This is a genomic window from bacterium (genome assembly GCA_041648665.1).
In the GTDB taxonomy this organism is placed as follows: domain Bacteria; phylum UBA10199; class UBA10199; order 2-02-FULL-44-16; family JAAZCA01; genus JAFGMW01.
The window spans coordinates 26,267-50,578 of the sequence record JBAZOP010000006.1; the positions used below are offsets into that span (position 1 = coordinate 26,267).

General features: G+C 60.7%; 54 protein-coding genes. All 54 read left to right on the plus strand.

Annotated elements, in window-relative coordinates; all coding sequences use genetic code 11:
* Positions 1-2 precede the first annotated feature (2 nt).
* The 54 genes from WC683_04025 to WC683_04290 all read left to right on the plus strand — a co-directional run bounded on the left by WC683_04025 (position 3) and on the right by WC683_04290 (position 24,311).
* Positions 3-365 carry a hypothetical protein gene (locus WC683_04025; protein MFA4971754.1) on the plus strand — a complete coding sequence of 121 codons (363 nt, stop codon included), beginning with the start codon at positions 3-5 and terminating at the stop codon, positions 363-365.
* The gene (locus WC683_04030) at positions 362-1,111 is read left to right on the plus strand and encodes a hypothetical protein (protein MFA4971755.1); all 750 of its coding nucleotides are present in this window, start codon (positions 362-364) and stop codon (positions 1,109-1,111) included. The genes WC683_04025 and WC683_04030 overlap by 4 nt, the downstream gene beginning before the upstream one ends.
* Positions 1,112-1,122: 11 nt before the next feature.
* Entirely contained in the window at positions 1,123-1,440 is a 318-nt protein-coding gene (locus WC683_04035; protein MFA4971756.1) for a hypothetical protein, read from the plus strand.
* A complete protein-coding gene (locus WC683_04040) occupies positions 1,430-1,771 on the plus strand; it encodes a hypothetical protein (protein ID MFA4971757.1) in 342 nt (113 codons plus the stop codon). Before WC683_04035 ends, WC683_04040 begins: the two co-directional genes overlap by 11 nt.
* The gene (locus tag WC683_04045; protein MFA4971758.1) at positions 1,768-2,277 is read left to right on the plus strand and encodes a hypothetical protein; all 510 of its coding nucleotides are present in this window, start codon (positions 1,768-1,770) and stop codon (positions 2,275-2,277) included. The genes WC683_04040 and WC683_04045 overlap by 4 nt, the downstream gene beginning before the upstream one ends.
* A 532-nt stretch (positions 2,278-2,809) precedes the next feature.
* On the plus strand, positions 2,810-3,163 hold the full coding sequence (locus tag WC683_04050) for a hypothetical protein (protein ID MFA4971759.1): 354 nt from the start codon (positions 2,810-2,812) through the stop codon (positions 3,161-3,163).
* A gap of 80 nt (positions 3,164-3,243) precedes the next feature.
* Positions 3,244-3,402, plus strand: a complete 159-nt coding sequence (locus tag WC683_04055; protein MFA4971760.1) for a hypothetical protein — start codon at positions 3,244-3,246, stop codon at positions 3,400-3,402.
* 16 nt (positions 3,403-3,418) lie between these two features.
* Positions 3,419-3,589: a hypothetical protein gene (locus WC683_04060; protein ID MFA4971761.1), complete on the plus strand. Its 171-nt coding sequence runs from the start codon at positions 3,419-3,421 to the stop codon at positions 3,587-3,589.
* Positions 3,586-3,726: a hypothetical protein gene (locus WC683_04065; GenBank protein MFA4971762.1), complete on the plus strand. Its 141-nt coding sequence runs from the start codon at positions 3,586-3,588 to the stop codon at positions 3,724-3,726. The genes WC683_04060 and WC683_04065 overlap by 4 nt, the downstream gene beginning before the upstream one ends.
* A 117-nt stretch (positions 3,727-3,843) precedes the next feature.
* On the plus strand, positions 3,844-4,182 hold the full coding sequence (locus tag WC683_04070; protein ID MFA4971763.1) for a hypothetical protein: 339 nt from the start codon (positions 3,844-3,846) through the stop codon (positions 4,180-4,182).
* 86 nt (positions 4,183-4,268) lie between these two features.
* Positions 4,269-4,835, plus strand: coding sequence for a hypothetical protein (locus tag WC683_04075; GenBank protein ID MFA4971764.1), 567 nt, complete (start codon positions 4,269-4,271; stop codon positions 4,833-4,835).
* Positions 4,836-4,851: 16 nt separating this feature from the next.
* Entirely contained in the window at positions 4,852-5,079 is a 228-nt protein-coding gene (locus WC683_04080) for a hypothetical protein (protein ID MFA4971765.1), read from the plus strand.
* Positions 5,080-5,123: 44 nt separating this feature from the next.
* Complete coding sequence (locus WC683_04085) at positions 5,124-5,306, plus strand: hypothetical protein (GenBank protein MFA4971766.1); 183 nt, start codon at positions 5,124-5,126, stop codon at positions 5,304-5,306.
* Positions 5,303-5,476, plus strand: a complete 174-nt coding sequence (locus WC683_04090) for a hypothetical protein (protein ID MFA4971767.1) — start codon at positions 5,303-5,305, stop codon at positions 5,474-5,476. The genes WC683_04085 and WC683_04090 overlap by 4 nt, the downstream gene beginning before the upstream one ends.
* Positions 5,473-5,697 (plus strand): hypothetical protein, encoded by a 225-nt coding sequence (locus tag WC683_04095; protein ID MFA4971768.1) that lies wholly within the window; start codon positions 5,473-5,475, stop codon positions 5,695-5,697. Before WC683_04090 ends, WC683_04095 begins: the two co-directional genes overlap by 4 nt.
* Positions 5,698-5,709: 12 nt before the next feature.
* A complete protein-coding gene (locus WC683_04100) occupies positions 5,710-5,898 on the plus strand; it encodes a hypothetical protein (protein MFA4971769.1) in 189 nt (62 codons plus the stop codon).
* On the plus strand, positions 5,895-6,110 hold the full coding sequence (locus WC683_04105; GenBank protein MFA4971770.1) for a hypothetical protein: 216 nt from the start codon (positions 5,895-5,897) through the stop codon (positions 6,108-6,110). Before WC683_04100 ends, WC683_04105 begins: the two co-directional genes overlap by 4 nt.
* 80 nt (positions 6,111-6,190) lie before the next feature.
* Positions 6,191-6,481 carry a hypothetical protein gene (locus WC683_04110; protein MFA4971771.1) on the plus strand — a complete coding sequence of 97 codons (291 nt, stop codon included), beginning with the start codon at positions 6,191-6,193 and terminating at the stop codon, positions 6,479-6,481.
* On the plus strand, positions 6,478-6,723 hold the full coding sequence (locus WC683_04115) for a hypothetical protein (protein ID MFA4971772.1): 246 nt from the start codon (positions 6,478-6,480) through the stop codon (positions 6,721-6,723). The genes WC683_04110 and WC683_04115 overlap by 4 nt, the downstream gene beginning before the upstream one ends.
* A complete protein-coding gene (locus WC683_04120; protein ID MFA4971773.1) occupies positions 6,716-6,859 on the plus strand; it encodes a hypothetical protein in 144 nt (47 codons plus the stop codon). The genes WC683_04115 and WC683_04120 overlap by 8 nt, the downstream gene beginning before the upstream one ends.
* A gap of 89 nt (positions 6,860-6,948) precedes the next feature.
* Positions 6,949-7,233: a hypothetical protein gene (locus WC683_04125; protein MFA4971774.1), complete on the plus strand. Its 285-nt coding sequence runs from the start codon at positions 6,949-6,951 to the stop codon at positions 7,231-7,233.
* The gene (locus WC683_04130; GenBank protein MFA4971775.1) at positions 7,230-7,463 is read left to right on the plus strand and encodes a hypothetical protein; all 234 of its coding nucleotides are present in this window, start codon (positions 7,230-7,232) and stop codon (positions 7,461-7,463) included. The genes WC683_04125 and WC683_04130 overlap by 4 nt, the downstream gene beginning before the upstream one ends.
* On the plus strand, positions 7,460-7,717 hold the full coding sequence (locus WC683_04135) for a hypothetical protein (protein MFA4971776.1): 258 nt from the start codon (positions 7,460-7,462) through the stop codon (positions 7,715-7,717). Before WC683_04130 ends, WC683_04135 begins: the two co-directional genes overlap by 4 nt.
* A gap of 4 nt (positions 7,718-7,721) precedes the next feature.
* Complete coding sequence (locus WC683_04140) at positions 7,722-8,033, plus strand: hypothetical protein (GenBank protein MFA4971777.1); 312 nt, start codon at positions 7,722-7,724, stop codon at positions 8,031-8,033.
* Positions 8,034-8,385: 352 nt separating this feature from the next.
* Positions 8,386-8,850: a single-stranded DNA-binding protein gene (gene ssb / locus WC683_04145; GenBank protein MFA4971778.1), complete on the plus strand. Its 465-nt coding sequence runs from the start codon at positions 8,386-8,388 to the stop codon at positions 8,848-8,850.
* Positions 8,847-9,086 (plus strand): hypothetical protein, encoded by a 240-nt coding sequence (locus WC683_04150; protein MFA4971779.1) that lies wholly within the window; start codon positions 8,847-8,849, stop codon positions 9,084-9,086. Before ssb ends, WC683_04150 begins: the two co-directional genes overlap by 4 nt.
* A complete protein-coding gene (locus WC683_04155; GenBank protein MFA4971780.1) occupies positions 9,083-9,295 on the plus strand; it encodes a hypothetical protein in 213 nt (70 codons plus the stop codon). Before WC683_04150 ends, WC683_04155 begins: the two co-directional genes overlap by 4 nt.
* A gap of 102 nt (positions 9,296-9,397) precedes the next feature.
* Positions 9,398-10,432, plus strand: coding sequence for a DUF932 domain-containing protein (locus tag WC683_04160; GenBank protein ID MFA4971781.1), 1,035 nt, complete (start codon positions 9,398-9,400; stop codon positions 10,430-10,432).
* Between the two features lie 66 nt (positions 10,433-10,498).
* A complete protein-coding gene (locus WC683_04165) occupies positions 10,499-11,662 on the plus strand; it encodes a hypothetical protein (protein MFA4971782.1) in 1,164 nt (387 codons plus the stop codon).
* Positions 11,659-11,859: a hypothetical protein gene (locus WC683_04170; GenBank protein ID MFA4971783.1), complete on the plus strand. Its 201-nt coding sequence runs from the start codon at positions 11,659-11,661 to the stop codon at positions 11,857-11,859. The genes WC683_04165 and WC683_04170 overlap by 4 nt, the downstream gene beginning before the upstream one ends.
* 13 nt (positions 11,860-11,872) lie before the next feature.
* Positions 11,873-12,433: a hypothetical protein gene (locus tag WC683_04175; GenBank protein MFA4971784.1), complete on the plus strand. Its 561-nt coding sequence runs from the start codon at positions 11,873-11,875 to the stop codon at positions 12,431-12,433.
* A 186-nt stretch (positions 12,434-12,619) separates the two neighbouring features.
* A complete protein-coding gene (locus tag WC683_04180) occupies positions 12,620-13,531 on the plus strand; it encodes an ERF family protein (protein ID MFA4971785.1) in 912 nt (303 codons plus the stop codon).
* Positions 13,528-13,785: a hypothetical protein gene (locus tag WC683_04185; GenBank protein MFA4971786.1), complete on the plus strand. Its 258-nt coding sequence runs from the start codon at positions 13,528-13,530 to the stop codon at positions 13,783-13,785. The genes WC683_04180 and WC683_04185 overlap by 4 nt, the downstream gene beginning before the upstream one ends.
* A complete protein-coding gene (locus tag WC683_04190) occupies positions 13,782-14,216 on the plus strand; it encodes a hypothetical protein (GenBank protein ID MFA4971787.1) in 435 nt (144 codons plus the stop codon). The genes WC683_04185 and WC683_04190 overlap by 4 nt, the downstream gene beginning before the upstream one ends.
* Positions 14,213-15,082, plus strand: coding sequence for a hypothetical protein (locus WC683_04195; GenBank protein ID MFA4971788.1), 870 nt, complete (start codon positions 14,213-14,215; stop codon positions 15,080-15,082). Before WC683_04190 ends, WC683_04195 begins: the two co-directional genes overlap by 4 nt.
* Positions 15,069-15,437, plus strand: a complete 369-nt coding sequence (locus WC683_04200) for a hypothetical protein (GenBank protein ID MFA4971789.1) — start codon at positions 15,069-15,071, stop codon at positions 15,435-15,437. The genes WC683_04195 and WC683_04200 overlap by 14 nt, the downstream gene beginning before the upstream one ends.
* Positions 15,437-16,495, plus strand: a complete 1,059-nt coding sequence (locus WC683_04205) for a hypothetical protein (GenBank protein ID MFA4971790.1) — start codon at positions 15,437-15,439, stop codon at positions 16,493-16,495. Before WC683_04200 ends, WC683_04205 begins: the two co-directional genes overlap by 1 nt.
* A gap of 280 nt (positions 16,496-16,775) precedes the next feature.
* Positions 16,776-17,582, plus strand: coding sequence for a helix-turn-helix domain-containing protein (locus tag WC683_04210; protein MFA4971791.1), 807 nt, complete (start codon positions 16,776-16,778; stop codon positions 17,580-17,582).
* On the plus strand, positions 17,582-18,451 hold the full coding sequence (locus WC683_04215; GenBank protein ID MFA4971792.1) for an ATP-binding protein: 870 nt from the start codon (positions 17,582-17,584) through the stop codon (positions 18,449-18,451). Before WC683_04210 ends, WC683_04215 begins: the two co-directional genes overlap by 1 nt.
* Positions 18,451-18,732: a hypothetical protein gene (locus WC683_04220; GenBank protein ID MFA4971793.1), complete on the plus strand. Its 282-nt coding sequence runs from the start codon at positions 18,451-18,453 to the stop codon at positions 18,730-18,732. Before WC683_04215 ends, WC683_04220 begins: the two co-directional genes overlap by 1 nt.
* Positions 18,733-18,987 carry a hypothetical protein gene (locus WC683_04225; GenBank protein MFA4971794.1) on the plus strand — a complete coding sequence of 85 codons (255 nt, stop codon included), beginning with the start codon at positions 18,733-18,735 and terminating at the stop codon, positions 18,985-18,987.
* A 293-nt stretch (positions 18,988-19,280) separates the two neighbouring features.
* Positions 19,281-19,583 (plus strand): hypothetical protein, encoded by a 303-nt coding sequence (locus tag WC683_04230; GenBank protein MFA4971795.1) that lies wholly within the window; start codon positions 19,281-19,283, stop codon positions 19,581-19,583.
* On the plus strand, positions 19,583-19,879 hold the full coding sequence (locus WC683_04235; GenBank protein ID MFA4971796.1) for a hypothetical protein: 297 nt from the start codon (positions 19,583-19,585) through the stop codon (positions 19,877-19,879). Before WC683_04230 ends, WC683_04235 begins: the two co-directional genes overlap by 1 nt.
* Positions 19,876-20,196, plus strand: a complete 321-nt coding sequence (locus WC683_04240; protein MFA4971797.1) for a hypothetical protein — start codon at positions 19,876-19,878, stop codon at positions 20,194-20,196. Before WC683_04235 ends, WC683_04240 begins: the two co-directional genes overlap by 4 nt.
* Positions 20,193-21,365: a hypothetical protein gene (locus WC683_04245; GenBank protein MFA4971798.1), complete on the plus strand. Its 1,173-nt coding sequence runs from the start codon at positions 20,193-20,195 to the stop codon at positions 21,363-21,365. The genes WC683_04240 and WC683_04245 overlap by 4 nt, the downstream gene beginning before the upstream one ends.
* On the plus strand, positions 21,362-21,499 hold the full coding sequence (locus tag WC683_04250; protein MFA4971799.1) for a hypothetical protein: 138 nt from the start codon (positions 21,362-21,364) through the stop codon (positions 21,497-21,499). Before WC683_04245 ends, WC683_04250 begins: the two co-directional genes overlap by 4 nt.
* Positions 21,492-21,677 (plus strand): hypothetical protein, encoded by a 186-nt coding sequence (locus WC683_04255; protein MFA4971800.1) that lies wholly within the window; start codon positions 21,492-21,494, stop codon positions 21,675-21,677. Before WC683_04250 ends, WC683_04255 begins: the two co-directional genes overlap by 8 nt.
* Complete coding sequence (locus tag WC683_04260) at positions 21,674-21,916, plus strand: hypothetical protein (protein MFA4971801.1); 243 nt, start codon at positions 21,674-21,676, stop codon at positions 21,914-21,916. Before WC683_04255 ends, WC683_04260 begins: the two co-directional genes overlap by 4 nt.
* Positions 21,913-22,167, plus strand: a complete 255-nt coding sequence (locus WC683_04265; GenBank protein ID MFA4971802.1) for a hypothetical protein — start codon at positions 21,913-21,915, stop codon at positions 22,165-22,167. Before WC683_04260 ends, WC683_04265 begins: the two co-directional genes overlap by 4 nt.
* A complete protein-coding gene (locus WC683_04270; GenBank protein MFA4971803.1) occupies positions 22,164-22,364 on the plus strand; it encodes a hypothetical protein in 201 nt (66 codons plus the stop codon). Before WC683_04265 ends, WC683_04270 begins: the two co-directional genes overlap by 4 nt.
* A complete protein-coding gene (locus WC683_04275; protein MFA4971804.1) occupies positions 22,351-22,803 on the plus strand; it encodes a hypothetical protein in 453 nt (150 codons plus the stop codon). The genes WC683_04270 and WC683_04275 overlap by 14 nt, the downstream gene beginning before the upstream one ends.
* Positions 22,800-23,018, plus strand: coding sequence for a hypothetical protein (locus WC683_04280; protein MFA4971805.1), 219 nt, complete (start codon positions 22,800-22,802; stop codon positions 23,016-23,018). Before WC683_04275 ends, WC683_04280 begins: the two co-directional genes overlap by 4 nt.
* Positions 23,015-23,518 (plus strand): hypothetical protein, encoded by a 504-nt coding sequence (locus WC683_04285; GenBank protein ID MFA4971806.1) that lies wholly within the window; start codon positions 23,015-23,017, stop codon positions 23,516-23,518. The genes WC683_04280 and WC683_04285 overlap by 4 nt, the downstream gene beginning before the upstream one ends.
* A complete protein-coding gene (locus WC683_04290) occupies positions 23,511-24,311 on the plus strand; it encodes a radical SAM protein (protein ID MFA4971807.1) in 801 nt (266 codons plus the stop codon). The genes WC683_04285 and WC683_04290 overlap by 8 nt, the downstream gene beginning before the upstream one ends.
* Position 24,312 lies beyond the last annotated feature (1 nt).

Here is a 24,312-nt window from a genome sequence, read left to right on the forward strand (position 1 = left end):
CGATGAGCAACGTTCAGGCGACGGTCGAGACGATGGGCGCTCCGTCGGGCAACGGATCGCAAAAGCCGCAGCCGAATGGGCAGGCGGCACGGAACGCAATGACGGCGTTGAAGCTCGCGGGAGGGATTGTCGGCATCTGTCTCGGGATCACTCTCACGGCGGTCGTGGCGGTTGGGAACAAGGACCATCAGGCTATAGATTCCCGGATCTCCACCGTTGAGGCTTTCAAGGATGATGCCATACGGGAGCAGAAGAACGTCGCAAGCGAAATCGCCGGGCTTACGAAACAGGTTGAGACGCTGACCAAAACCGTGGAGAAGTTCGGCGACAAGATCGACTCGCTGATGCTGAGGGTGCCTCGATGAAGAACGGAACCGCAGTTGGCCTCAAGGGATTCCTCGCCGAGTACGGAGGTCTCAACTTCGACAACGTTGTATTCAGGCCTCGCGCGCCGTTCACGTGCAGCTTCGGTCTGGTGAAGCGGTACCGCGTTCTGGCGGGAGGGAAGTTAGAGTGGGGAACGCCGGGGATCCACTTTGGCGTTGATCGGGGAGCGAGTGATTGCACGTTCCAAGGGAGAAGCAACGGCATGTTCGCGCCGTTCGACTTCTACAAGAGCGGATGGGTTGCGGACAGCGCGCCGTTCGGAACGGAGCTTTGGCTGCATCACGCTCACGGATTCTCCCTCAGGCTCTGTCACATGTGGCCGAAGGATTGCGCCGTCATAGACACGGCAACCGCCGGAGCGGCCATCACCCGCAAGGCATTCCTCGGGACGATAGGGGCGAACGGAGTCGCGGACGGGATACACTCGCACGTCGAGCTTCACAGCGCGGGGTTCACGGCGGGCGGGAGTTGCGCGCTGCTCGACGCCATCCTCAGGGAGAAGTACTATCAGGCTCCCGATCAGGAGATGGACATCCACGAGGTCGCCAAGGTGTACTCCGAGTGCGCATTGACGAAGGGGATGCCCGAGAGCCAGATGGTCGCAGCGTACCGAGAGCTTCGAGAGCAGAAGGGCATCACGTTCCTCAATCGGTTCAAGTGCGTCAGACGCGTCAACGGCAAGGTCGTGGTGTACTACTCGACCGAACATCTGTTTGACATGTAAGGGAGGGAACGATGGGCGATGACGAAACGGTGGTGGTGGGGTTTGCGGAACCGGGCGAATCGGTCGAGGCTGTCACGGGGAACGCGGGCGAGTTTGTAACGGTGCGGATGACCTTGAAGGAGTTGCTCGCTTCGATACCAAAGCGGGCGGCGGAGTTGCTCATCAAGCTGCTCGGGTTCAAGGGGTTGATCTTCATCGTTGCGACCGGCCTCCTGTACGCGGGGAAGATTGACGAGTGGGGATGGATCACCGTCGCGGGAATGGTGATCGGCGAGAAGGCCATCGACTCCGTTCTGACGAAGTTCAAGGGGGGCGTCGGTGGAAAGTAAACTCGAAGCGGTCTGGACGTGGGTCAAGAGGATCGCGGCGGCAATCGTGGTCGTGCTCCTCGCGGTTGTCTCGCTGGTCGTGTATCGGAAGATCAAGCGGTACTCGATGCGGCACAACGTTGCGTCTCCCGTTCCGTTCAGCACGATTCCCGGCAACGACCACGAGATCATCGCGGTACAGGATGGCGAGGAGATCACCGTTATTCTCCCGGACGGAGTGAAGCCCGGGGAGGTCGATGCGGTTGGCCTCGACACGGGAGCGACATACGCTCACGTCCAGATCAAGCACCAGCCGGTAGACAGGCGAGGAGCCTCAAGGAGCAATCCGTGAACGCTGTAAGGGGAAAAGATACCAACCAACGGGTCCGCACGCGCGAGAGCAAGCTCTTTCAGCGACAGGGGGGCGTTCTGGTGGTTGTCGCCACCCTCGTTTTCGCCATGTTCGCGGGACTGGCGCCGGTCGAGGCCGAAGAGTATCAGCGGCTCACTCCCGAGCAAGCGCGGCTCTGGATGGACTTCGCTCCCGAGAGCGAGGTGGTCGATGTCGTGATCGAGTACGACTACATCGAGCACTCGGAGCCGATTGTCGAAGCGCCCAAGTGGGCGGCGGTTGTCGTGGGGCGCGACGTGCACATGACGCAGATCGGCAGCATCACCGTCACGGCGGGGAAGCTCTCGTGGTCGGTGACGTTCGATCCGGCGACGTTCGTGGGATTGCTTCCCGAGCCGGAGAGTTGGACCGCGAAGCTCAAGTGGGCGGCGGGAGGGGCCGTGGTCGGAGCGCTGGTCGCAATTCCGTTGACTGTGCTCGCGCTCAAGGCGATCCTCGCGCCATAGAATCGCTCTCCGTTCCTTCCTTCGAGGCTCCCCGGTAACGCGGGGAGCTTTCTTTTGTCCTTCGAGGGCCGAAACCCACCACGATTCCCAACGAAAAACACACGAAACGCACGTTTAGTAATTTATCTCCGATTCCAGACGATTTCTCGAAAAAAACTTGTCTATGGGCTTGTGAAATAACTTATCATCATTTATATTTACATCGTTAGGGTTTGGGTTCTTTGAAAGATGTTCGGAGCGGCGGTAAGGGAGCCTTGAGGCTGAGTGAGGCCGACGCGCGAAAGAGAGAAGGGGAAGGCGAACAAGCCGACTCGCGAAGCGAAGGAGCGCGGAGCGATTGAGGCGGAGCCTGGGGGGGCCGGTTGAGATAGTACCGGGGGTGCGGCAGAGCAGCGGTCGAAAGCGATCACAGCCACGAGGAGCCAAGGCCAAGGAGTGCACGAAGGCGAGGAGAGCGGAGAGCGGAGAGCACGACCGTTAATGCACAGCGCTGGTTGCAAGTCCAGCGAACAAATCGAGAGAAGGAGAGACCATGACAACGACACTTCGGAAAGCACAGGTTGCCGAGATCATCGCGGCGACGTTCCCCGAGTACAGGGGCCGCAAGTTCAGAGCGTGCGAGAGCACGACAGTCGCGGTCGAGAACGTTTGGGGCGGCGGGACAAAGGACGACACGCGAGCCGTCAAGCAATTCGGAAACAAGCTGGCCGTCGCAGAGATGAAGGCTGCGGCGTTCGGCGACACGCGGCGCGCGTTTCCTTCCTTCGAGGTTCCCGATGACGTTCTGGTCGTGGTGCACTCGATTTTCTGCGGGCGCGATGTAGGGATCACGATTCACTACTCACCCAATTCGATTTTCAAACCTCGCTTGATCGAAGCGAAGTAAGCGCAGAGCAGCGGAGCTTCGGCTCCGCTAATGCGGCGGCTCGGTTGCAAGCCCGAGCGACAAATCACAAGGAGAGGAATATGGACGTGTACATCGGCGGGAAGCTGGCGAGGAATCGAGCCTTGGCGACGTACCGAAACGCGGAGAGAGCGTTGGAGCACTTGAAGAGGCGCGAGGCTGGCGCGACGTTCGAGTGCTTCGATATCGGAACGGGAGTTGCGATCTACTGGGTGCGCTAACAGAAGGAGAGAAGCGATGGAGACAACGGACTACAGAAGGCTGTCGGTATCGTGCAGGGCTGCGGCATATCAGATCGCGAAACTCAGCAAAGAGATGACCAAGCTCGAAAGAGAAACGATCCTCTCCGGTATCAGGATCGACTTGCGAAACGTTCTGGCGGCTCTCGAAACGGAGGAGCGGGGATGAGAAAAACTCGCGAACAGCAAAAGGCCGAGCTTGAAGCGCGGCTCAGGGCGAGAGCGGAGCGAGACTCGATGGTCAAGCGGAATCTGGACGCGCTGATCGCGCTGATGAACGACAACGCGGGCGAGGATGACGAGTAGCAGAGCAGCGGGGTTGCGCGAGATGCCAACGAATGGCGAACCCCGTTAATGCCCTTCCCGTATCACGGGGAGCCGTTGCAAGGCGGCAGGGCGAGGCGAGAGCCGAAGGAGAGCAATATGGAGATTGATTCCTACAAGATGGACGTGGCTGGCGCGGTTCTGGCGCTTGCAAAGGCTCGGCTGGCGATGGTCGATGCCGAGGGTGTCGTGAGCGTTGGAGCCTACCAGAACGGGAGGGAGCAGGGCTACTCGCTTTCTCTGGCGGGTGTTCGATTCGTCTGCTTCTCCGAGGCTCGCGGATCGGATTCCATCGTGGTCTATTTCGGGGAGAGCGATCCGATGCAATCCATCACTGAGGAAATGTACAAGGGAAAGAGCAAGATGTTTCACCCTCGGCATACAACGGAGGCGGCAGAGTACGTTGTCTCGCGTCTGACCGAGGCTCTCAAGAAGTAGCAGAGTGGCGGAGCCGAGAGGCTCCGTTAATGCGGCAGCACGGTCACAAGCCCGTGCGAAACCAAAACTCAAGAAGGAGAGAGGCCATGACAGACAACCAGATTTCGTTGAAGGAATGGGTGAACAGGTTCAATCGCGGGGACTACGATGCGCCCGATGCGCACACGCAAATGAAGGCGGGATGGTTCGACTGGTTCTGCAAGGACAGCGCGCTTGCGGCCAAAACGCAGAGGCTCGGACGAAGGGTTTGCCAGATCGCGAAGAGCAAGCGGTTTGACCCCGAAAAGGTCTATGTCTTCTTCAAGAATAACTGCCCCGTGAACGGGAGCCTGTATGATTCCTTCTCCATCTGCAAGCTCGATGACCAAGAGGTTCTGTTCTGGATCACCCCGAGGAACGGTCACACGCAAGATTGTGGTAAGGCGCTGGTCGCTGACTTGTCTGGCTCAAGGAATCGTTTCCAAACAATAGACGAAGAGGTCGTCAAAGGAACGTGGTCGGACGTTCTGGACTTCTTCTATCCCGAGCGGGTTGCTGCGCGGGATCGGATTCTTGCCATCAAGGCCGAGAGAGTCTTGAGGGCTTCGAGGAAGGCACTCGCAGAGTTGACCGAGCGCGATGACGCCGAGCAGCTTGCGGGCCTGATGGTCTGAGAAAGCGAGGACGAAGATGAGGGAATCGCCAGTCAACAATCTATGCGGCTTCGCGGAGGCCGGTACATACGGTCACGAATGCGGAAAGCCGGGCGTGCTCGTGGCGGTCAAGAGATCGGAGATGACCGAGGATGGGCTGTTCTTCTCCGGTCGCTGCGAGGCTCACTCGAAGAGAACGGACGGGGAAGGGCGAGGGGTGCTGAGGTATGAGCCTTACGCCGGTCAGACGAACAAGTGGACTTAGCGCAGAGTCAGGCGAGTCGCGAGGCTCGCCCGTAATGCGGGGCGATGAAGAATCGCGCGGTGACAATCCCGCACAGAAGGAGAGAAGATATGAGCGTGAAGGTGATCGGTGGGCAGGGCGGGTACGTGGTCGTGGTGAGGGGGTGGGGATTCGTGACGCGGAGCAATCCGCTGACCAAGCGTGAGGCGGTTCGGCTCGCGCGGGACTTCGAGAGGAGGCCTGTATGAACATCACCGTGCACGTCGATACCGTGGTGCGCGTAATCGCGTTGAGCGTGGAGAGATTCAAAGACGGAGCGTTCGGAGCTTCGAGTGTCCTTGCTGAGATTATGGGAATCCCGAAAGAGAAGGCTCTCGACATGATCATCGCGGAACGGGAGGGGAGGCTGCGGAGATGATCGCGATAAACAAGCGGGACGCGACGCTGGACGGAAGCAAGCTCATCATCGAGGCGAGCACGGCAGGACTCGCTCCCGGGGAGTGGCCGTCCATAATCGTGGTTCTGGACGACAACGGTGATGCGAAGATATACGGCCCGGTCACTCGACCGCTACAGGATGGCGGGAGGGTGTACTACGCGCCGAGGTCGCAAACGGAGCTTCACGTGCTCAACGATTGAGGAGGTCGAGAGATGAAGAAGAGAACGGCTGTCGATTTCGTCCGAGATTACCCCGGCCTCGATGGTCTTGGTCTCAAGCTCAAGGGCTGGAATCCTTCGGCGCACGGATCGCTCCGCGTCGCAGAGCAAGAAGGAAAGATCAAGGCCATCGACGGGAAATGGTACGTCACCTCCAAGAGCGAGGAAGGGAGCGGAGCGTGAAGAAAACTCAGAAGCAGCGCGAGGAGGAAGCGTGGAACCAGATCATGAAGATTGCCACTGAGCACTCGATGATCGCTCAAGCTTACGGGGGAGTGGCAACCCTGATTCATCCCGAGATTCAGAGGGAGCACGGGATGCGGGCGGCTTGCCTGAGCCATTCCCACCGGTGGACGGACAAGGAGGCAAAGGCGGCGGCAGAGCGAGGGGAGTGAGATGGTGACGGCGGCTCCGCGAGGAGCCGTAAACCGCAACACGGTCCGAAGCCCGTGGACGACAGAAGGAGAGGAATCAAATGACAAACGCACAGAAGCATCGCCAGAGGTATCGCTCGAAGGATGGACGGTACCGCGAGTTCAACCCCTGCTACCGATGTGGCAAGAGCGCGGGCGAGGACTATTTCAGCGGACCGTGGACAGATAGAAACGATCCGCTCGGCAATCAGTGGCACGATGACGCGTTGTGCCTCTGCGAGTCGTGCGCGTCCTACATGTACTCGCACAAGGATGACCCTGCGATGTTGTGGGCGGAGGCTAATTCCCCGGAGTGGGGAAAGCTGCCCCAAGGGAAGGGAGCGAAGGCGTGAGGGGCGCAGCGCCGAGCGTGTACCTCGGATACATCGAGGGCATCGACGTGGTCGTGGAGTACGAGTGGGACAGGTTCAACCGGATCGCGACCATCAAGGCGATTCGTTTGGATCCTGACGGCAAGGACTTCCTCGCGGTGGTCAGCGAGAGCGCAAAGGAGCGATTGGCGCAGCGGATCGAGGAATGGGAGCGCGACGCGGAGGAGCCTGTCGAGAGAGAGGAGGTGGTGCACGATGAGTAGAGAGGCAGCGCGATTCTTCGACACGACCGTGAGCTGGCTGATCTACTCGCGCCGTCTCGCGGACGGAAAGCTCAAGAGCAGATTCGGGGAAGCGCTCAATGAGATGCGGCGGCTGCTTCACGAATCGCAACGGTGATGGACGCGCGGGGAGCTTCGGCTCCGCGCGGTAAACCGCAACGCCGGTCCAAAGCCCGGCGACGCGAATCAGAAGGAGAGAGGTGGAGTATGGAAAAGGGCAGAACGGCGGAGGATGTCCGCAAGGCGGAGGCTCTTCTCAAGAAGCACGGCATCGCAAGCATCGAACGGCGCTACAAGGGTGATGACGATTGGGAGAAGATCACCGTGGAGGAGTTCATCCGCAGGACCGAATGGGCCAACTACTACAAGCCCGGAACGGCTGCGGAGGCTCTCGTTGCGGACGGGGCGATCATGACGCCGTGGGCTTTCTTCTGCGCGATGCGAGCGGACGGATTGAAGTGGTTGCCGAGCGGCAAAGGAGGCGCGTCATGAGAGCGACAAGGCGCGAGATGTTCCAGCACGATCTGCGCTTGATGATCGCGGCGGCAAACGTCTCAATCGAGCAGAAGCGAGGGCGGCTGCGGGAGGAGTGGGGAGAGGTTCGCGACTGGCCCGAGTCGGAAAAGAAGAGGCTCCGTGACTTGATCGAGTATCGAAGGAAGCAAGCCGAGCGGCTACGGCGGTCGGTTCGCGCCACGATGAAGGAGGAGGGAACGAAATGAAGAGGAGCGAGAGCGGCGGCTACACCTCGGGGGAGTTGGGCGGAGCGCATCGGTGCTTCGGGTGCGGCGAGATGGTCCCGGATCCCATGTGGTATCGCGGAGGCTGGTACGATGAGGTCTGCCTCGACGCGAGGGTGAAGAAGGATCGCGAGCGGGAACGGCGCGCGCTGGTCAGGGACGCGGCAAGAGCGTCAGAGCTTTTCGGAGACGATGCGTGCGAAGCGTTCGCGACATCGGCTCGGGCGAGGAGATGAAACGATGGATGAATACTTCAAAGGTCTGGCGAAGAATCTGCTCAGGGCGACGGACGGGTGCCGAGATGACATGCACGATCCAGACGTGCAGGGCGTATCGGCGAGGGTGGTTGGGGATCGGCTCAACAACGCGCATGGCGAGGAGGTTGACCCCGAGCGGATCGCGGCTGGTCAGCAGGAGCTTGTTGTCCTGCTCTACAGGGACGGGAGTGGAAGCGCTTGCTACTACGTGCCGCAGTTTCGGTTCAACCTCTCATCGTTGATCGCCTTGGCGAGAGCGGGAGCGGCGCACATGCTCAAGGAGGAGCCGAGATGACGGCGCTTGGCTTCCTTCTGAGGACGGGGAGACTGCCCCGTCAGGACGATCTGGAACGGGTGAACTGTCGGAAGGCCGGGCAAGGCGGTCACACTCAGTGCGGGTGGTGCAAGAAGCACAACGGGCCGCGTTTCCGGTGCGGCTGTAAATGACTCGACGCGGGGAGGCGCAAGACTGGGACACTTCCCCACGCGAGGCGAATGCCAGAAAGGAGGAACGGGATATGACACTCCCCGAGTAAAGCGGGGAGCGCTTGCGGCACCTCGGAGCCGGACTGCAAGCGCGGGCGGAGAGCCTCCGAGCCGTATGGCTCGGGACATAAGCGCGAGGAGCGCAAGAAGGGGAGGCATCTATGGACAATCTCAACTCGATTCTCGTGGAGGGGGACCTGACCAATGATCCTGAACTGAGCTACACGGGAAAGGGAACGGCGGTCTGCGGCTTCGCGGTCGCGGTCACCCGGTTCTACAAGCAGGACGATCAGCTACAGAAGGAGGTCTCATTCTTCGAGGTCACCTCCTTCGCTCGGCTCGCCGAGGTCTGCGGCGAGTACCTCAAGAAAGGCCGTGGGGTGCGCGTGGTCGGACGGCTCAAGCAGGACAGGTGGACCGACACGGAAGGAAAGCCCAAGAGCAAGGTTGTCATCGTCGCGGAGCGCGTCGAGTTCAAGCCTCGTTTGAAGTCCGGCGATGATGTTCCCGAGACTCCCGAATCAATCCAAGAGAAGGTCATCAACCTCATCAATATTCTCGTGGATTGGATCGGGGGAACCCACGAGGAAGTCAGAAACGATTCCACGGAGGAGGCCGGGCTGTGAGCACGACCATCGGCAACTATCGGTCGATGGACTTGGGACCCGGGAAAGACAGGATGATGGTGACTGCCTTCTCGGGCGGGGATATCGGGAGAGCCGGGGTGCAGTTCACTATCGGGGAGAAGTACTGCGCCCTGAGGCAGCATCAGGTCATCAACCTCATCAAGATTCTCGTGGATCGGATCGGGGGAACCCACGAGGAAGTCAGAAACGATTCCACGGAGGAGGATGGGACATGACGAAGGCCAAGCAAAAGGAGTTCATTCGTGGTCTGGTCGCGAGAGTCACGGCAAGGATGATCGCGGATATCAACATCCAAAAGCTCCCGGACAATTGGAACGAAACGGCGCTGAGATTCTTTGTCGCTGACAGATTTCGCCGGGCGCAAATACACGTCGCGCAAAAGAGGGAATGGGAGGAGGAGATGAAAGAAGCGTTCGGAATCTGAGAGAGCGCGAGTGGCGTCACGGAGCGGGTGCAATTCCCGCTCCTCTCTTTCGCCCGGCGTTGCCGGGCAGTTCTCAAGTCATTCTCTTTCAAGGAGGGTTGCATGAAAGGCAACTACGAGACTCTCACCGCCCTGGCCGCGCGTATCGAAGAGGTCGAGCGGTCGAAGCAGGATTACCTCGTGCACACCCGCGCCATGGAAATGGACGGGGACAACACGCTGGTGATCACACCGAACGGACACACCGAGAGCTTCGGCATTGGCGAGGTCGCGCATTCGCAGATCGCGGCTCGGCTCGCGATTCCGAAAGCGTACTACGACCGGATGCCGCAGGTGCCCGGGCTTCGAGCCTACACGGTCAACGCGTGGCTCGGGGCGCAGAACGAAAAGCGGCTGGTGCGGACGCTGGACGGGAACGCGAGGGCATACCTGTCGGACAGCTTCAAGCCGTACGACAACTTCGATGTTCTCTCGGCGCTCCTCCCGACGCTCAAGGAGCACACCAACCTCAAGGTGTGGGCGCAAGCGCTGACGGAGAAACGGATGTACCTCCAAGTGCTGTTCCCGAACATCGCGGGCGAGGTGAAGCCGGGCGTGCTCGTGGCGGCTGGCCTCGTGATCTCCAACAGCGAGGTCGGGTGCGGAGCGGTGGACGTTCGGAGCTTCCTGCTCAACTACGTCTGCTCCAACGGAGCGGTCGCGGAGAGCCTGCTCAACAAGTACCACGTTGGGCGGCGGGTGGAGGATGCCGACTACGGCATATTCCGCAGCGACACGGTCGAGGCCGATGTCAAAGCGTTCCAACTCAAGCTCCGCGATATCGTCTCCACGGCGCTCGATGAGGCGCGCTTCCAGAAGAAGCTGGCGCAGATGAAGGGGGCGGCGGAGGATCGGATCAACGATCCTGTGAAGCTCATCGAGAAGGTCACGCGGCGGTTCGGACTGAGCGAGGCGGAGGGCACCAAGGTCATGAACAACCTCATCACGGGCGGCGATCCGACGCGGTGGGGACTGTCGAACGCGATCACGGCTCTGGCCCACGAGATCGAATCCCCGGACCGGCAGTACGACGCCGAGTCCACGGGGTGGGACGTGGTCGCGCTCTCGCCGAGCGAGTGGGAGGTGCTGAACAACTAACAACGGCGGTGCGGCCCGGGGAATCTCTCCGGGCCGTTTCTCTTCGGTGTCCAGAAGGAGGGACGAATGAAGAAGAATGGTCAAACGGTCGAGCGCGTGGAGTTGCCTCTCTCCAAGAACTACGTAGGCTCGTGGGGCACGTGGGAGGCGGCGCGCGAACTGATCCAGAACGCTCTGGACGGGGAGAAGGTGAGCGAGGACACAGTCTTGTCCAGAGCGCGCATCAAGTACCACGCCAAGACGCGGACCCTCGTGGTGTCCAACGAGAACACGGTGCTGTCGAGGCGCACGCTGGTACTCGGGCACAGCAAGAAGGCGCCGGGGAGCATCGGGCAGTATGGCGAGGGGTACAAGCTCGCGCTCCTCGTGCTGCTGCGCGGCGGCAAAAGCGTCCAGATATGCAACGGGAGCGAGACGTGGGTGCCGTACATTTCCCACAGCCGGACTTTCGACTGCGATGTCTTGACCCTCGAAATCCAGAAAGACGTGCGGTGGGCGATTGATCAGACGTTCGCCATTGCCGTCTCGGGAATCACCCCGGCGGAGTGGCAGGAGATTCGGAGGAACACCCGGCGGCTCCAACGTCCGCAGCACGAGGCTCACACCAGCCAAGGATTCCTCCTCTCGGGGGAGGGAGAGGAGCGGAGGGTGTACGTGGGAGGCCTGTATGTCTGCACGATGCAGGAGAAGGATCGAACCTACGGGTACGATCTGAATCCGGATGTCGTGCGCGTGGATCGGGACCGGCGCATGGTCTGGTCGTGGGAGGTGAATTGGGCCACCGCCAAGATGTTCCAAGAACTGCGCGAGGAGGAGAACAAGGTTGTCGAGATGATGAAGCGCGAGGCTCCCGAGGTTGCTTCGCTGTTCGAGGTTGGCAACCCGACCGGGGAGGGGGAGTGGGCGCAGCGGATCGCCGACAAAGCATTTTTCCGTTTCCGCGAGGAGCACCCCGGAGCGCTTCCCGCTCGCAACGAATCCCACCGCGAGACTCTCGTGAGAGAGTACGGGAACGCGGAGGTGGTCGTGGTCGGGGAGCCGATGTCGAAAGCGTGCGAGATGTCGAACGGATGGGACTCGTACATCGAGCAGTTCATCGCGCGCAAGCGGCAGACTCCCGCGACGTTCCTCAAGGTGTGGCTGGACCGCCACTCCGATCAGATCAGCCCTCACCTCGCGGCGCTGTTCGAGGATGAGGTGATCTCGGAAGCGCAAGGATGGCGCGCGTGAAGATCGACATTGTGCCCGGAGCGGAACCGGGCACTTACACCCTCATTGTTGACGGAGCTCCAAGAGTGTCATCGGAGAGCATGACGGTGTGCGACAACATAAAGGCGGCGCTGCTTGGTCCCACGGGGTGCACCGAGGCGAGGGAGGTGGCTGACGTTATCCGGAAGCATCTGCCCCGTTCGATATGGGCGGGGTGAAAGGAGGGGGGCGGTGGAAAAGGTCGATCTGCCGGAAGGCTCGAAGGGGCCGTGGCGCATCGAGAGGTTCACAACGGACCGTCAGGATTGGTCGGCGCTGAAAGCCCGTCGAGCCGTTCCTATCGGGGAAACGTTCACGCGGCTCTTTCGCGGGCAGACGCTGGTGATGTCCGATACACCGGCAGAGCTTGAGGATTTCCGAGCGGCTTTGCACATGGCGCGTGGGCACTGCCTGATCAACGGACTCGGGTTGGGAGCGGTGCTCAAGGCGGTCCTGCTTCGGCCGGAGGTGACAGCGGTCACGGTGGTGGAGATATCGCAGGACTTGATCGACTTGGTCGGTCAGCACTACACCTCCGATCCGCGCGTCAGGATCGTGTGCGCGGATGCCTTCAAGTACAAGCCACCGAAGGGCGAGCGGTATCAGATGGTGTGGCACGACATATGGGACGACATCTGTTCCGACAATCTCGAAGGGATGACGCGGCTGCACCGCAAGTACGCGAGGCGCTGCGACTGGCAAGAGTCGTGGTGCCGTTACGAGTGCAGGGCCGCGAGGCGGCGGGGGATTTGAGAAGCGCTTTACTTTCCCGGTGAAGTAATTTATAATGGAAGGGCAAAAAGAACGGAGCCGATGCAGAAGGAGAGTTCAGATCATCGGCTCCGGGTGATCGGGGATCATCGCGTGCGGCGGCTTACGATGCCCCTACTGTCAGTAGGATACGCGTGACCCCACCCGAGAGTCAAGAGGAGAGATCGCATGGAGAAAACCGATCAAGAGAAACGGGAGCGCAACCTGTTCGCTCCGCCGGAGGAGGAGAGCGAGGCTGCGGCGGAGGAGGTTATCGAGCGGGGGCCAACTGGTGGCATCCTCATCGTCTCGAAGATAGTTGCCATCATGGGGCGGCTCGGGGCGATGAGAAAGACGGAGCGGAACAAGGATCAGGGGTACATGTTCTGGGGCATCGAGGCGCTGCTGAAGAAGCTCAGCAAGGAGATGGCAGCAGAGAGGATCGTGGTTTTGCAGGATGCCCTTTCTTCGACCAAGGAGGATCGCGCTTACAAGAGCGGAGGCACAGGCATCCGCGTGTCGGTCAAGATGCGGTACACGATGGTCTGCGCCGAGGACGGATCGACGCTGAGGATGAGCGCCTACGGGGAGGCAATCGACAGTTCGGACAAGGCCACCAACAAGGCGGAGACCGCAGCATTCAAGAACGCTCTCAAGCGGCTATTCCTCATCGAGACCGAACCGCAAAGCACCGATCCAGACCACGGCTCTCCGGAGGCCGGTGAGCGGCAGCAGCAGGGGAGGAACCAGCAGCGCGCCCAGCAGCAGCCACCGCGCGAGAAGGAAGCACCGTTGCCCGAGGACAACGCTGCCGTGTACGGAGCGCTTATGGTGCTCCTGAACGACACGGAGATTTCACCCGACAAGAGGCGCATTCCTCTGTTCGACGGGACAGAGCGGATCGCGCTCAAGCGTCAGGCCGATACCGAAAAGCGCAACCTCCAAGCGCTCAACTCCTTCTATCAGGACACCAAGGCAAAGGCCGACATGCGGCGCAAGGACGCGAAGGAGCACGGGCGCGTCGTGTATCTCGGGGAGGCGGTGCTCTCGGCAGGACCGGCCGCGCAACCTCCGAGCGTTTCGGCGGAGGAGAGAAAGTGAGACGCAAGAGGTTGCCGAAAGAGCGGTACATGGTCCGCGCGTTCGAGCTTTTCAATCCGCTCAGCGTCAAGGTCTCCATCGAGGAGATACCACCGAGCCTTGAGCACATAACGGCCGGGCGAGCGCTCCTCGCGGAGAGGGTGCTCAAGAAGGTCACGTTTGAAGTGATCTGCTCGCCGAGCGCAGAAGCGTTCGAGGCGGTGAAGCTGCGAATACTTCCGTCAAGGAAGGCGAACAAAAGGAGGAGAGCGTGAATCTGATCACCGTGACATTCGGGAAAGGGCGGATGGACCCGACGAATCCGAACGACGAGCAGCTGGCCTTCCAGTTCAAGGGATTGCCGGAGGGAACGCGGTCTCTGTTTGTGGAGAGGGTGCAAGCCATCGAGAAGTTCACCGATGGAATCCGCATCGAGGACACTCCGCTGGACATCGCGCGTAAGCTCCTCGCGGTAAAAGAGGGAGCCTACCTGTACTCTGTGGACAAGGAGCACCTCCGCTCTCTGGTCAACTTCCTCGAAGGCGAGGAGCCGACGCAGGGGATCATGCGGCTCCGTCACGCGCTGATCTATCTGGAAACGAGAATCCGGCGCAACAAGCAGGATATCGAGGACGCTCAAGCGGAGATCGCGAGAGTCAAGGCTCTGATCGCCGAGGCGGTCAAGCAGAAAGGAGAGGAGACATGAACCTGATCGACTTGGTGGACCGGTACCTACTCAAAGAGGACCGAAGGACACGCCAGAGCCACTACGCCAGCGATGCCGATGCCTGTCGGCGGCAACTGTGGTACTCGTGGAAGGGAACCGAACCGAGTAACCCGCCCACGGCTGGCGATCTGCTCAAGATGCGGCTCGGGGGGAGCGTGGAGGTGATCGTTGAGGAAGCGCTCGCGGACGCGGTGAACGATGGTCTCATCGAGAGCTTCCAGAAGCAAGTCAGGGAGGAGTTCCACCCGGAAGCGCTCAAGTATCCGATCCGCATGAAGCTCGATTTTCTCATCACAGAGAACGGAGGGAAACAGGTCATTGCTGAGGTCAAGAGCATGTTCGGACAGGGCATCAAGGAGATTCAGAAGAAACAAGCTCCGAAGCCGGGGCACCTCGTTCAGACGTTCCTCTATGTCCAGCGGCTCCTGCTTCCCGCGATCCTCGCGTACTTCGGGAGAGACTTCGGGTACCGCACACAGTTCTGGCTGTCGAAAAGCGATGACGGGCAGTACATGGTCGGGGACAAGGAGATCGACTGGTCAGAGTGGACGGTCGAGGCTCTGACGCAGAAGTTTGCCGCTGTCGAGGCATCGCTCGAATCCGAGGAGCCTCCGGAGCGCGACTACATCGCGGCCATCAAGAACGGGGAGTTGCGTGAGCAGGGCTTCACGCTCGACAAGCACCTCTACAAAACGGACTGGCAGTGCAACTACTGTCGGTGGAGAGATCGGTGTTGGGGACCGATGGTCGAGAAGTTCAAGGAAGGGAGCAACGCCACGATGTTCATCGAGCGCGACAAGAAGCGCGCGGCACTCGGGGCGGAGGTCGAAGATGCAGACGCTTGATCTCACGTGGGAGGGCGAGACGACACGGGCGACCATCGTGGAGATCCAGCCGGGGGACGCGACGCGGTACTGCTTCGCGGTCGTGGAGACTGCCGAGCGGCACTGTTGGGCTGAGGAGGATGGAGATATCATCGGTGTCGCGTCTGTCGGAGGTCCGTCATTCGGTGGACAGTGGCTCCCGCTCGCGAGGGTGCGCGAGTGGTGGAGGGAAACGGAGAGCGGATCGTCAGAGGAGAGCCTGAGCCACAACCTGATCGGTTGGATCCAGAACGAAGCAAGCCCACACGCCAAGGCCAACCCGTGGACCGTTCGAGCGGCGCTCCTCGCTGTGCTGGTCGTGTACGGGGAGGCCTGATGGCTCGAACAAAGTTCATAGCCAATTGGAATCCGGTCTGGCGCAAGCAGAGCGGACTGCCTCCGGGGTACCTCGTACTCCGCGTCGATCCGAGATACTTCAAAGCGGTCGGGAAGGCTCTTGTGAAGCTCGATGAGAAGCAGAGGGAGCGGAGAGAGAAGGCGACAGTGGAGGAGCGGGCGGAGCACGCGTGGATGGTCGATCTGGACGTGTTGATTGAGATCCACTACGCCAAGCGGAGCCTCGAAGCCAACGCGCTGATGTGGTCGCTGTACGGAATCGAGGCGATCCAGCACAACGGACCGGGCGGAGATCCGGAAAAGCTGGTGACTCCCGAGAGCCTGTACTCACAGGACATGCTCGACTACGCTCCAACCTTCCCGCTCACAACCAAGGCGGTCGCGGTCGAGGACTTGAAACAGATGGTTACCGTGAAGCGAGTTCATCCCATCGAGGGAACCGATATGGTCGTGATCGACGTTGTAATCACAAGCTCGCACTGGAACAGCATCAGGATGCACCAGCACATCAAGATGCAATTCGACCGGCTCGCGATCAACGGAGTTGATCTCGAATCGGGAGCGGACGTTGCACATTGGTGGATGCAGTGGCGCAAGAAGATGAACGACGACAAGGTTGTACTCGGCGAGGAGTATCTGACGGAGGATCAGTACCGCGCGGGCAACCCGATCTGCGAAGGATGCGGAGGAAAGACCGATCACGTTCACCACATCTCAAGCCAAGGGAGCGGGGTCACGTTCGCGGAGGCCAAGCACAAGGCGAGCGACTGGCTGGCGCTCTGCGCGGAGTGTCACTCGCTCTGGTCAGAGCCGGGCGGCGGAGCGGTTGCTTTCGTCGCGAAGTACAAGCACACTCGGTACAAGGTTGCTCTCGCGTTGAAGTGGCCGGACACGGAGAGCGACAAGGAAGCCGAATCGCAAGAAGAGCTTTTCGAGAAAGGGGGAGCAGTTGAAGGATCAGAGGAAGCAGCTATTGAGACTCAAGCCGTACAAGGTACAGAGGACGGGAAAGACCGGCAGGACGGTGCACCTGAATGAGATGTGCGGTCTGGAACCGGGCGATGAGGTTCTGGAATCGAGGCTCGGGCCGGGCGTGGTGTTGATCGAGAGGGTGCAGAAAAAGAAATGACCGGGGCTTTCTTTTTCAGTGATTGTCGGATATACTCCAAGGCGAGCGGAGGTGGTGAGCCGCTCGCGTGTCTTCTGTATCAGGCGGCGGATTGAGCTTGTCTGCGATCCTATTCTCCTTGGTCGCCTGAGGGGAGCGGCTATCACCGGCCGGGGATTCAGACAAGCTCATTTCGTTTCGGGAGGGAAGATGGCTGGTGGACTTCATGCAAAGCTCGGGGTGTTCGGAGCGGTGCCTCTGATGATACTCAAGGATCAACGTATCACTCCGAACGCTCTGCGGGTGTTCATCGCCCTGTCGAGCTTCGAGGGAGCGAAAGAAGGATGCAACCCCGGGCACGAGGACATCGCGGAGCGCGCCGGACTCAAGCTCTCGGCGGTCGGGGGAGCGGTCAAGGTGCTCGTGAACGCGGGATGGATCGGGAGAGCGCGACGCGGGCACGGTCGTACAGATCGGTACTGCATACAGGCCTTCCTCGAAGAAGCAGAAGAGTTCAAGTGCAAAGACGGTCGAGACGGGAACGCGGTCAACTTCTTGACTTCCCAAAAAATGGAGACTCTCCAAAACTTGGAGGATCAAGACTCCCCAAAAGATGGAGACTCAAACTCCCCAAAAGATGGAGACTCTATTAAGAGAGAAGATCAAGAGGAAAGACCAAAGGAAAAGAAGGCCGTTTCCGCCCGGGCTATCACCGATGCTTTCTGGAAGGAGTTTCAGGAGCGGTGTCAGGGGCAGAAGCCGGTCTGGAAAGCGCAGTACGCGAAGATGGCGCAGGTGCTCGCGACGACGCAGCCTCTTGAGGTGGTGCTCGAATGCATGGCGGCGTACTTCGATGAGAAGCGGGTCTGGTGGTTCAGGAAAGGTCTCCAATATGAGTTCGCGCAATTCTTCTCGCACTACAACGAGATCAACTCCACGCTACACGCGGGAGCGAAGGCGATTCAGAACACATGGGCGAAACGAAACGCGGCGGCACTGGAAGGGGTGATGCACTGATGCGTGACCATGCACAGATCATCAAGGGCGTGCTGCAAGGCGAGGCCGTGACCGGCGAGGAGGTGAACGCGATAGCGTTAAAATCTGCTGCGCGTTTGCTGGCGAGCGATGACCCGGATGAGAAGAGGCGGGGCGAAAGAATCGAGCGCGAGGTGAAGGGCGGAGCGTGTCCCGAGTGCGGGAGGCAGTATGTCAAGACGCGGAGCGTGACGCGGTTCGCATCCTTCGAGTACTGGCAACCGGACTGTGAGTGCGAATCGACGGAGGAGGAGCGCTCCGAGCGGATCAGAGTTATCGAGGATCGGCTCCTGAACGCGGGGGTTCCTCTCGACTATCGCGGCTCGACGTTCGAGGCATGGGACCATACCGTGGATCGCGAGACGGAAAGCGCCATGGAGCAAGTGCGAGCTTTCGCGGTCGATAGGAAGTATCGCGAGGGGAGCGGTCTGGTGCTGTACGGTCCATACGGGACCGGCAAGACGCGGTGCGCCGTGAGCGTGCTCAGGCGCGCGGCGGCTGACGGACTCTCGATCTGGTACCAAGCGATGGCCGAGCTTGTCGGGCAGTTCACGGATCGCGACAAGGGCCGGAAGTACGCGGAGGATTTGCTCTCGCGCGGGGTGGTGCTGTTCGATGACTTTGACAAGCTCGCGAGCGACAACGCGTGGGTGCAGGAGCAGATTTACCGCGTCGTGTCGCGGCTCATCGCGGACAAGAAGAGCGTTCTGATCACGACCAACCTCACGAGCATCGAGGACTTCGCGCGGCAGTTCGGCGGGGCGGTTGTGTCGAGGCTGGTGGGAGCGTGCCAGTTCATACGGTTCGACGGCGGAGACTACCGACTGAGGCAAGCGAAGGAGAGGAGGTGATGAGGGAGGAGCGGCGGAGCAATAGCGTGCTGCGGTTGATCGAGCAAGCCGAACACATGGGGATCAGCCCGTACAAGCTCATCAAGCGGGAGGTCCACTATCGGCAAGCGGCGGGAGTGTGCGCGGCGGTGTGCGAGCGGTGCGAGAACATGGCGGTGCCAACGTTCCGCAGCGGAGCGCGCGGGATGCAATGCACACTCATCGGCGTCATGGACGATCCGGCCGCGTGGATACGGAACGGCTGGACGTGTGACAAGTGGGAGAAACGGAAAGGAGTTTGAATGGCCTCGAAGAAAACACCCAAGACTTACAAGGGCGTGTTTGAAGTGTTTGACGTGCGGCACAGACGGTTCAGGGACACGAAGAAACTGACCATCACCCTCGAAGCTCCGTACGACAAGGCGGAGGAGAAGAAGCTGCTTGATCTTCTGTTCCTCGACGCGGAGGTGACCATCGTGGAGCACGAGGAGGATCCAGAACTGCCGAACGCGACCAAGGACGCCAAGGAGGCTCTGGACTCGCAAGACCCGGCCTGATCGGCGGATCGGTAGACAATCGGGCGCGTCCTGTCGGCGTGACGGGGCGCGCTCACTTCAAAGAAGGAGAGAAACGAAATGGCGCGCGAGAGCTTCATCGAGTGGAAACCGAATGACAAGACCCATCAAGCTCCTCAAGGTCGGGTGGCTTTGCTCAAGCAGATCGCGGAGCAGCAACCCGCGCTGTTCTGAGCCACGGGACAATGCGCCGTTCCTCTTCTTGAGCGAGGGGAGCCGTGGCGTTGCCCGGCTCTCCCGCTCTCTTTTCGCGGCGGAGAAAAGAAGGAGATTGTATGAAGCAAGACGAATTGCGAAAGCACTCGAAGTGCTCCAACTGCGGCAAGGTCATTACGCATACCGGCCTTCCCCTGTTCTGGACTATCACCATCGAGCGCCACGGCATCAAGGTCAACACGCTCATCAGGCAGGGAGGTCTCGCGGCGCTCCTCGGAAGCGCGGAGCTTGCGCGGGTGATGGGAACTGACGAGGACGTGACGCAACAGATGATGGACCCGGTGACGGTCACGCTGTGCGAGCCGTGCGCAACGGAGAAGCAACTCTGTATCGCGGAGCTTGCGGAGAGGGGAGGAAGCTGATGGACGGTAATCAACCCGCGTTTCCTCTCGTCAAAGTACACGCGGACGGAACAAAGACACTTTACAGGGGCATGACGCTTCGGCAGTACTACAAAGGTCAGGCGATTGGCGCGTGGATCCGGATATTCGCGGACCGCGACTACCACGACAAAGACGCGGCGGTGAAGGCCGCAAAGCTCGCGGCGATCACGGCGGAGGCAATGCTTGACGATAAGCTCGAAGCTGATACGATCGCGGAACCTCCGGAACCTATCGACGTTTCAGAGGAGGCTCTCCTCGATGGGTTGCGCCGATGATCACCACCTATGACTTTGGTTCCAAGACGTTCGGCCACGCGTCGATGCTTGTCGGACCGATGGAGGTGTTTATCGTCGGGGCGGACGGCAAGGGGGGTAAGGCGGTCATCGGCGACAAAGACCCGGGGCTGGACGCGGCAATGGCGGAGCTTGCCGAAGCTCGGAAGCGGCTCGTGGTAGAGCAGGAGAAGGAACGGAAGGGCGAGCCGTTCGACATGCGTTTCATCTACGGGTGCATCATCGACGGCAGTTCATACGGTCGGTACGAGCACGTTGGCGGGCGGCTCTACCGGCTCATCCGGAAGCCGAAGAGGTGAGAAAGGAGAGAAGAGAGATGGTCGTGATTCATCGCGTTTGCGACGCGTGCGGCGGGGATGTGTTCGATGGCCGCGAGCTTTGGGAGATCGAGTTGAGGTTTGTCTCGTGGTGGAATCCGAGCGGGGATGCTCGCGTGATGCATCTGTGCGGTAGCTGCGGAAGTCAGGCGGCTCGGCTCCTCGGATTCTGCTACGACACGGGGAAGATTCTCAGCGTCGCCCGGGGGGAGATGATCGACGGGGTTGAAGTCCACGGTCCGAACGGCGGAGGCATCGCGGACATCGCCATCAACGGAGTCGCCGGGGCGAGCGCTCCGCACTGGCACGCGGAGAAAGCCAAGGAGCTTCCGATGGCGCTGATGGTGAGGGAGCAAGCGCCGTGGATGCGCGCGCAGGGGTACTCGGCGGAGATGATCGCCAAGAGGGAAAAGGACGATGCCCTTGCGCTCGCGACGCAAAGGAAGATGAGGGTACCCGACATACGGGCGCGAGACGTGGAAGTGAAGCGGTACTCGATAGTCGCTGAATGCGGCGATGAAGGAAATGCGACGTTTAAGCAGGTCGTGGACGCGGGAGGACCATACGTCATCTATGGCGCGCATGCGGAGAAAGTTGCCGCCCTTGAGCGCGAGCTTGTCTTGGAGCACGAGAAGCGGTTGCTGGCCGACAGCGAGTTCGCCGAGGTGCGCAGGCTGCTGGAGGCAAAGGAGCGCGAGCTTGCCGAGGCGAAGCGCGAGCGTGACGAGCAAGGGAAAAACGCTTGCGAATTGTTCGATGCCCTCAAGGAGAAGGGGCGCGACCTCTTCACAGCCCAGGCGCGTATCACGGCGCTGGAGGGGGCGCTGGCATGGTACGCAGATGAAGCGAACCACAAGCCAGATACGGTTGACATCGGCGTTGGAGAGCAACCCATCCCGTTGTCGGCAGAGGTAAACATAGACCGAGGGAGTCGTGCCCGCGCCGCCCTCGCCGGGAGGACGCCAGGGGGAGCGGCTACTGAGCTTGCCGCCAGCAAGGACCGGCTGGTGCGGCTGCGGGCACTCAGTCTCTATGCTGTCCATGACTCTCGATGCGGAGTGCGAGACGGAGAGGACTGTGACTGCGGATACAGCAAAGCTCTTGCCGATTTCGCCGCCCTCGCCGAGGAGCCAAAGGAGGGGGAGGAATGATGCTACTTGTGTTTTTCGTCGGCATCGCAACCGGCGCGGCGCTGATGTTCGTCACGCTGTATGTGATGGTGATGTGGGAGCCAGCCTTCCGCCTCATCATGCGGCACAAGCGCCGGGAGGCACCCCATGAGTAGCACGCTGCTGACGCGGGCGGGGCCGTTCACGATAGAGACGGGGACGATGGGGTGGCATATCTATCCGTCTGATCTGTCAAGGAAGGTGTCGGCGAGGAACATGGAGAAAATCGCACGACTCATAGTTGACACCCTTAACGCCGCCTACCGCAAGGAGAAGCGAGGGAGGAAGCCATGAGCCTACCAACGACGGCGGCAGAACTTCGAGACGAGCTGCTTGGCCGCGAGTGCCAATGCGGAAAGACAAAGGGGGCAGGGAAGTCATTCTGCTATTCCTGCTTCATGCGTCTGCCACGGAAGATCAAGCACGATCTCTACAAGCTGATCGGTGACGGCTACGAGGAAGCCTACAAGCAAGCGCGGGCCTACTTCACGGAGCAGGATGCCCCACCACGATTCGTAAGGAGGTTGCCATGAGCCTACAGAGTGAGCTGGTGAAGCTGTGCGAGCGACTGGAAGCCTACTCCAACGATGACGCCTATACCGGGTCGGAAGTGGCAGAGCTGATCCGCGCCCTTCTCGCCCGGTACCCCGAGGCAGCGCAGCGGCGGGAGGACTTCAAGTCCGCCTGTCGATGGGCGTGGGATCAGGAGGATGTCGCAACTCGCGAGTGGAAGGCGGGCGCAGAGGCGTATCGCCGCTACCCCGACAAGGAGGTCTCCCCGTGAGTGACAATTCCAAGCCCGTGACCAGCGGTAAGGCAGCGGGCCTGTTCGTCTCCCTTGCCGAGTGCCGCAAGCTCCAGCGGGAGGCGTATGTCAAGGGAGCGGTCGATCATCTCGATGTGTCTTACCCGGAGGAGTGGTTGCTCAAGGAAGCCCTCGCCGAGTACCCCGACCCGGAGGTTCCCCATGACCGCGCATGAGGCCGAGATAGCGCGGCGGGCGTTCGTGGCGGGGTGGCATGCTCGTGATGACTGGCCCCGATATTGCCCGCACGGACCCGAAGCCGCTGCCCGTGAGTACGCCCCGGACCCGGTGGGGGAGACGCCCATGCTCAACATCATTCCTGACCCCAACGTCTCGCAGTACCGGCAATGCAAGGTCTGCAAAGACATGGTGCGCGTCGAGGACATGGTAGGCCACGCCGACAAGCACCCCGGAGGCATGGCGTGCTTCGGTCCCGTAGTCGCCCTGTCCCCGGCGAGCGCACCGAGGCGCGTGATCTGTGACCACGCTAAGGGTTGCCAGCTACGGACGGGATGTCCTCACGGCGAAAAGGAACACGAGCAGGCACTCGACTGTAAGCCCATGGAGTGCATCGCGGGCGTACTGGTCCGCTGCGTAGGGGGAGGGGGGGAGTGAACCGGCGAACGCATCTGAGCGCCTTCGCGGCAATGGTTTTTCTCTCTCATGCCAAGGCGGCTGAGGCATTCGAGGACGGCGCGCACGTCATCGACGTGGCGGGTTACCAGCGGCGGCCGAAAGCCTACGGAACCCACCTGAGCAAAGCCGAGCGGAGAGGCAAGAGCTACGCGGAGTTGCAAGACGCGCGGGAGAGGAAAGGAGGGGAACGATGAAGCGAGTATTGGTCGCGGTCTGCATCCTCGCGTTGTCGGGGTGCACCGGCTGGTGGCTCGGGGAGATGGGCTATGATCCGCAGTTCGAGAGCATCCCGCATCCCGTCTCCTCAACGATAGGTGGCGACGCGACGCCGGAGGGAATAGGGAAATGGCTTGGGTCTCATATCCGTCGATCCAAGGACATCGAACGGCAGCAGCGGGCGGAGTATTGGGCACCTCCCGATCTGACGTGGCTTGAGCGGTCGGGGGATTGCGAGGACATCGCGCTCTTGATGATGTACTTGATTCGTTGGGAGACGGGCGAGTACCCATCGCTCGCAACCGGGATCGATGGCGACACCCCGCACGCTTGGGTGATCTTCGGAGGTCGGTGGTACGAGGCGCAGGGCGGAGCGGACGTTACCGATAGTCCCGAGCGCACCCTGTGGAGGAGTGTGCCTTACGGGGAGGCCATGTACCGCTCGATGAACGGACACAAGGGATTGGCCCATGAGTGACGGACCGATCTATGAGCCGAAGGGGAGAGCGCGCGAGTACTCACCGCTCGCCCTGAACATATTCGGGGGATGCTCGCACGGATGCGAGTACTGCTATGTCCCCGCTGTCCTGCACGTGACCAAGGAGCAGTATCACGGCTCCAACCGGCTGCTCAAGAGCTTCTCGCTTCAAAAGCTCGATCTGCAAGCGGAGGCTCTCGCGGGGGACCCAAGGCAGATTCTCCTCTCGTTTGTCGGCGATCTGTACTCCGTCACGGGACCGCTTGCAATCGGATTGCGCAAGACGGTCCTTGGATTCCTCGACAAGTACAAGCTCAACGTCGCGATCTTGACGAAGGGAGGGTTGAGGTGCTTGTCCGATCTGAACTACTTCCGAGCCTTCGGAGACCGCATCAAGGTTGGACAGAGCCTGACGCTGATCCGCGAGGGAGAATCGAAGAGGTGGGAGCCGGGCGCCGCTGATCCGTTCGAGCGAATCGAGGCGCTGCGCGTTCTGCATCGGGTGGGAGTGCGCACGTGGGCGTCGATGGAACCCGTGATTGATCCGGGGCAGTCGATGCGTCTGATAAGGGAGAGCTTGCCCTATGTCGATGAGTACAGGCTCGGGAAGCTCAACCACGTCAAGCAGGAGGCTCGCGATTGGGAAGCGTACCTGTCGGGAGCGTTGGAGCTTCTGAGGGCGGAGGGAAAAGATGTCTACGTGAAGCGCGATCTGAGAGAGGCCGCTCCCGGCGTCCCGTTGACGGCGGAGGAGGTTGACGCGGATCGCTCGACGATTCGGAAAGGAGGGTAGC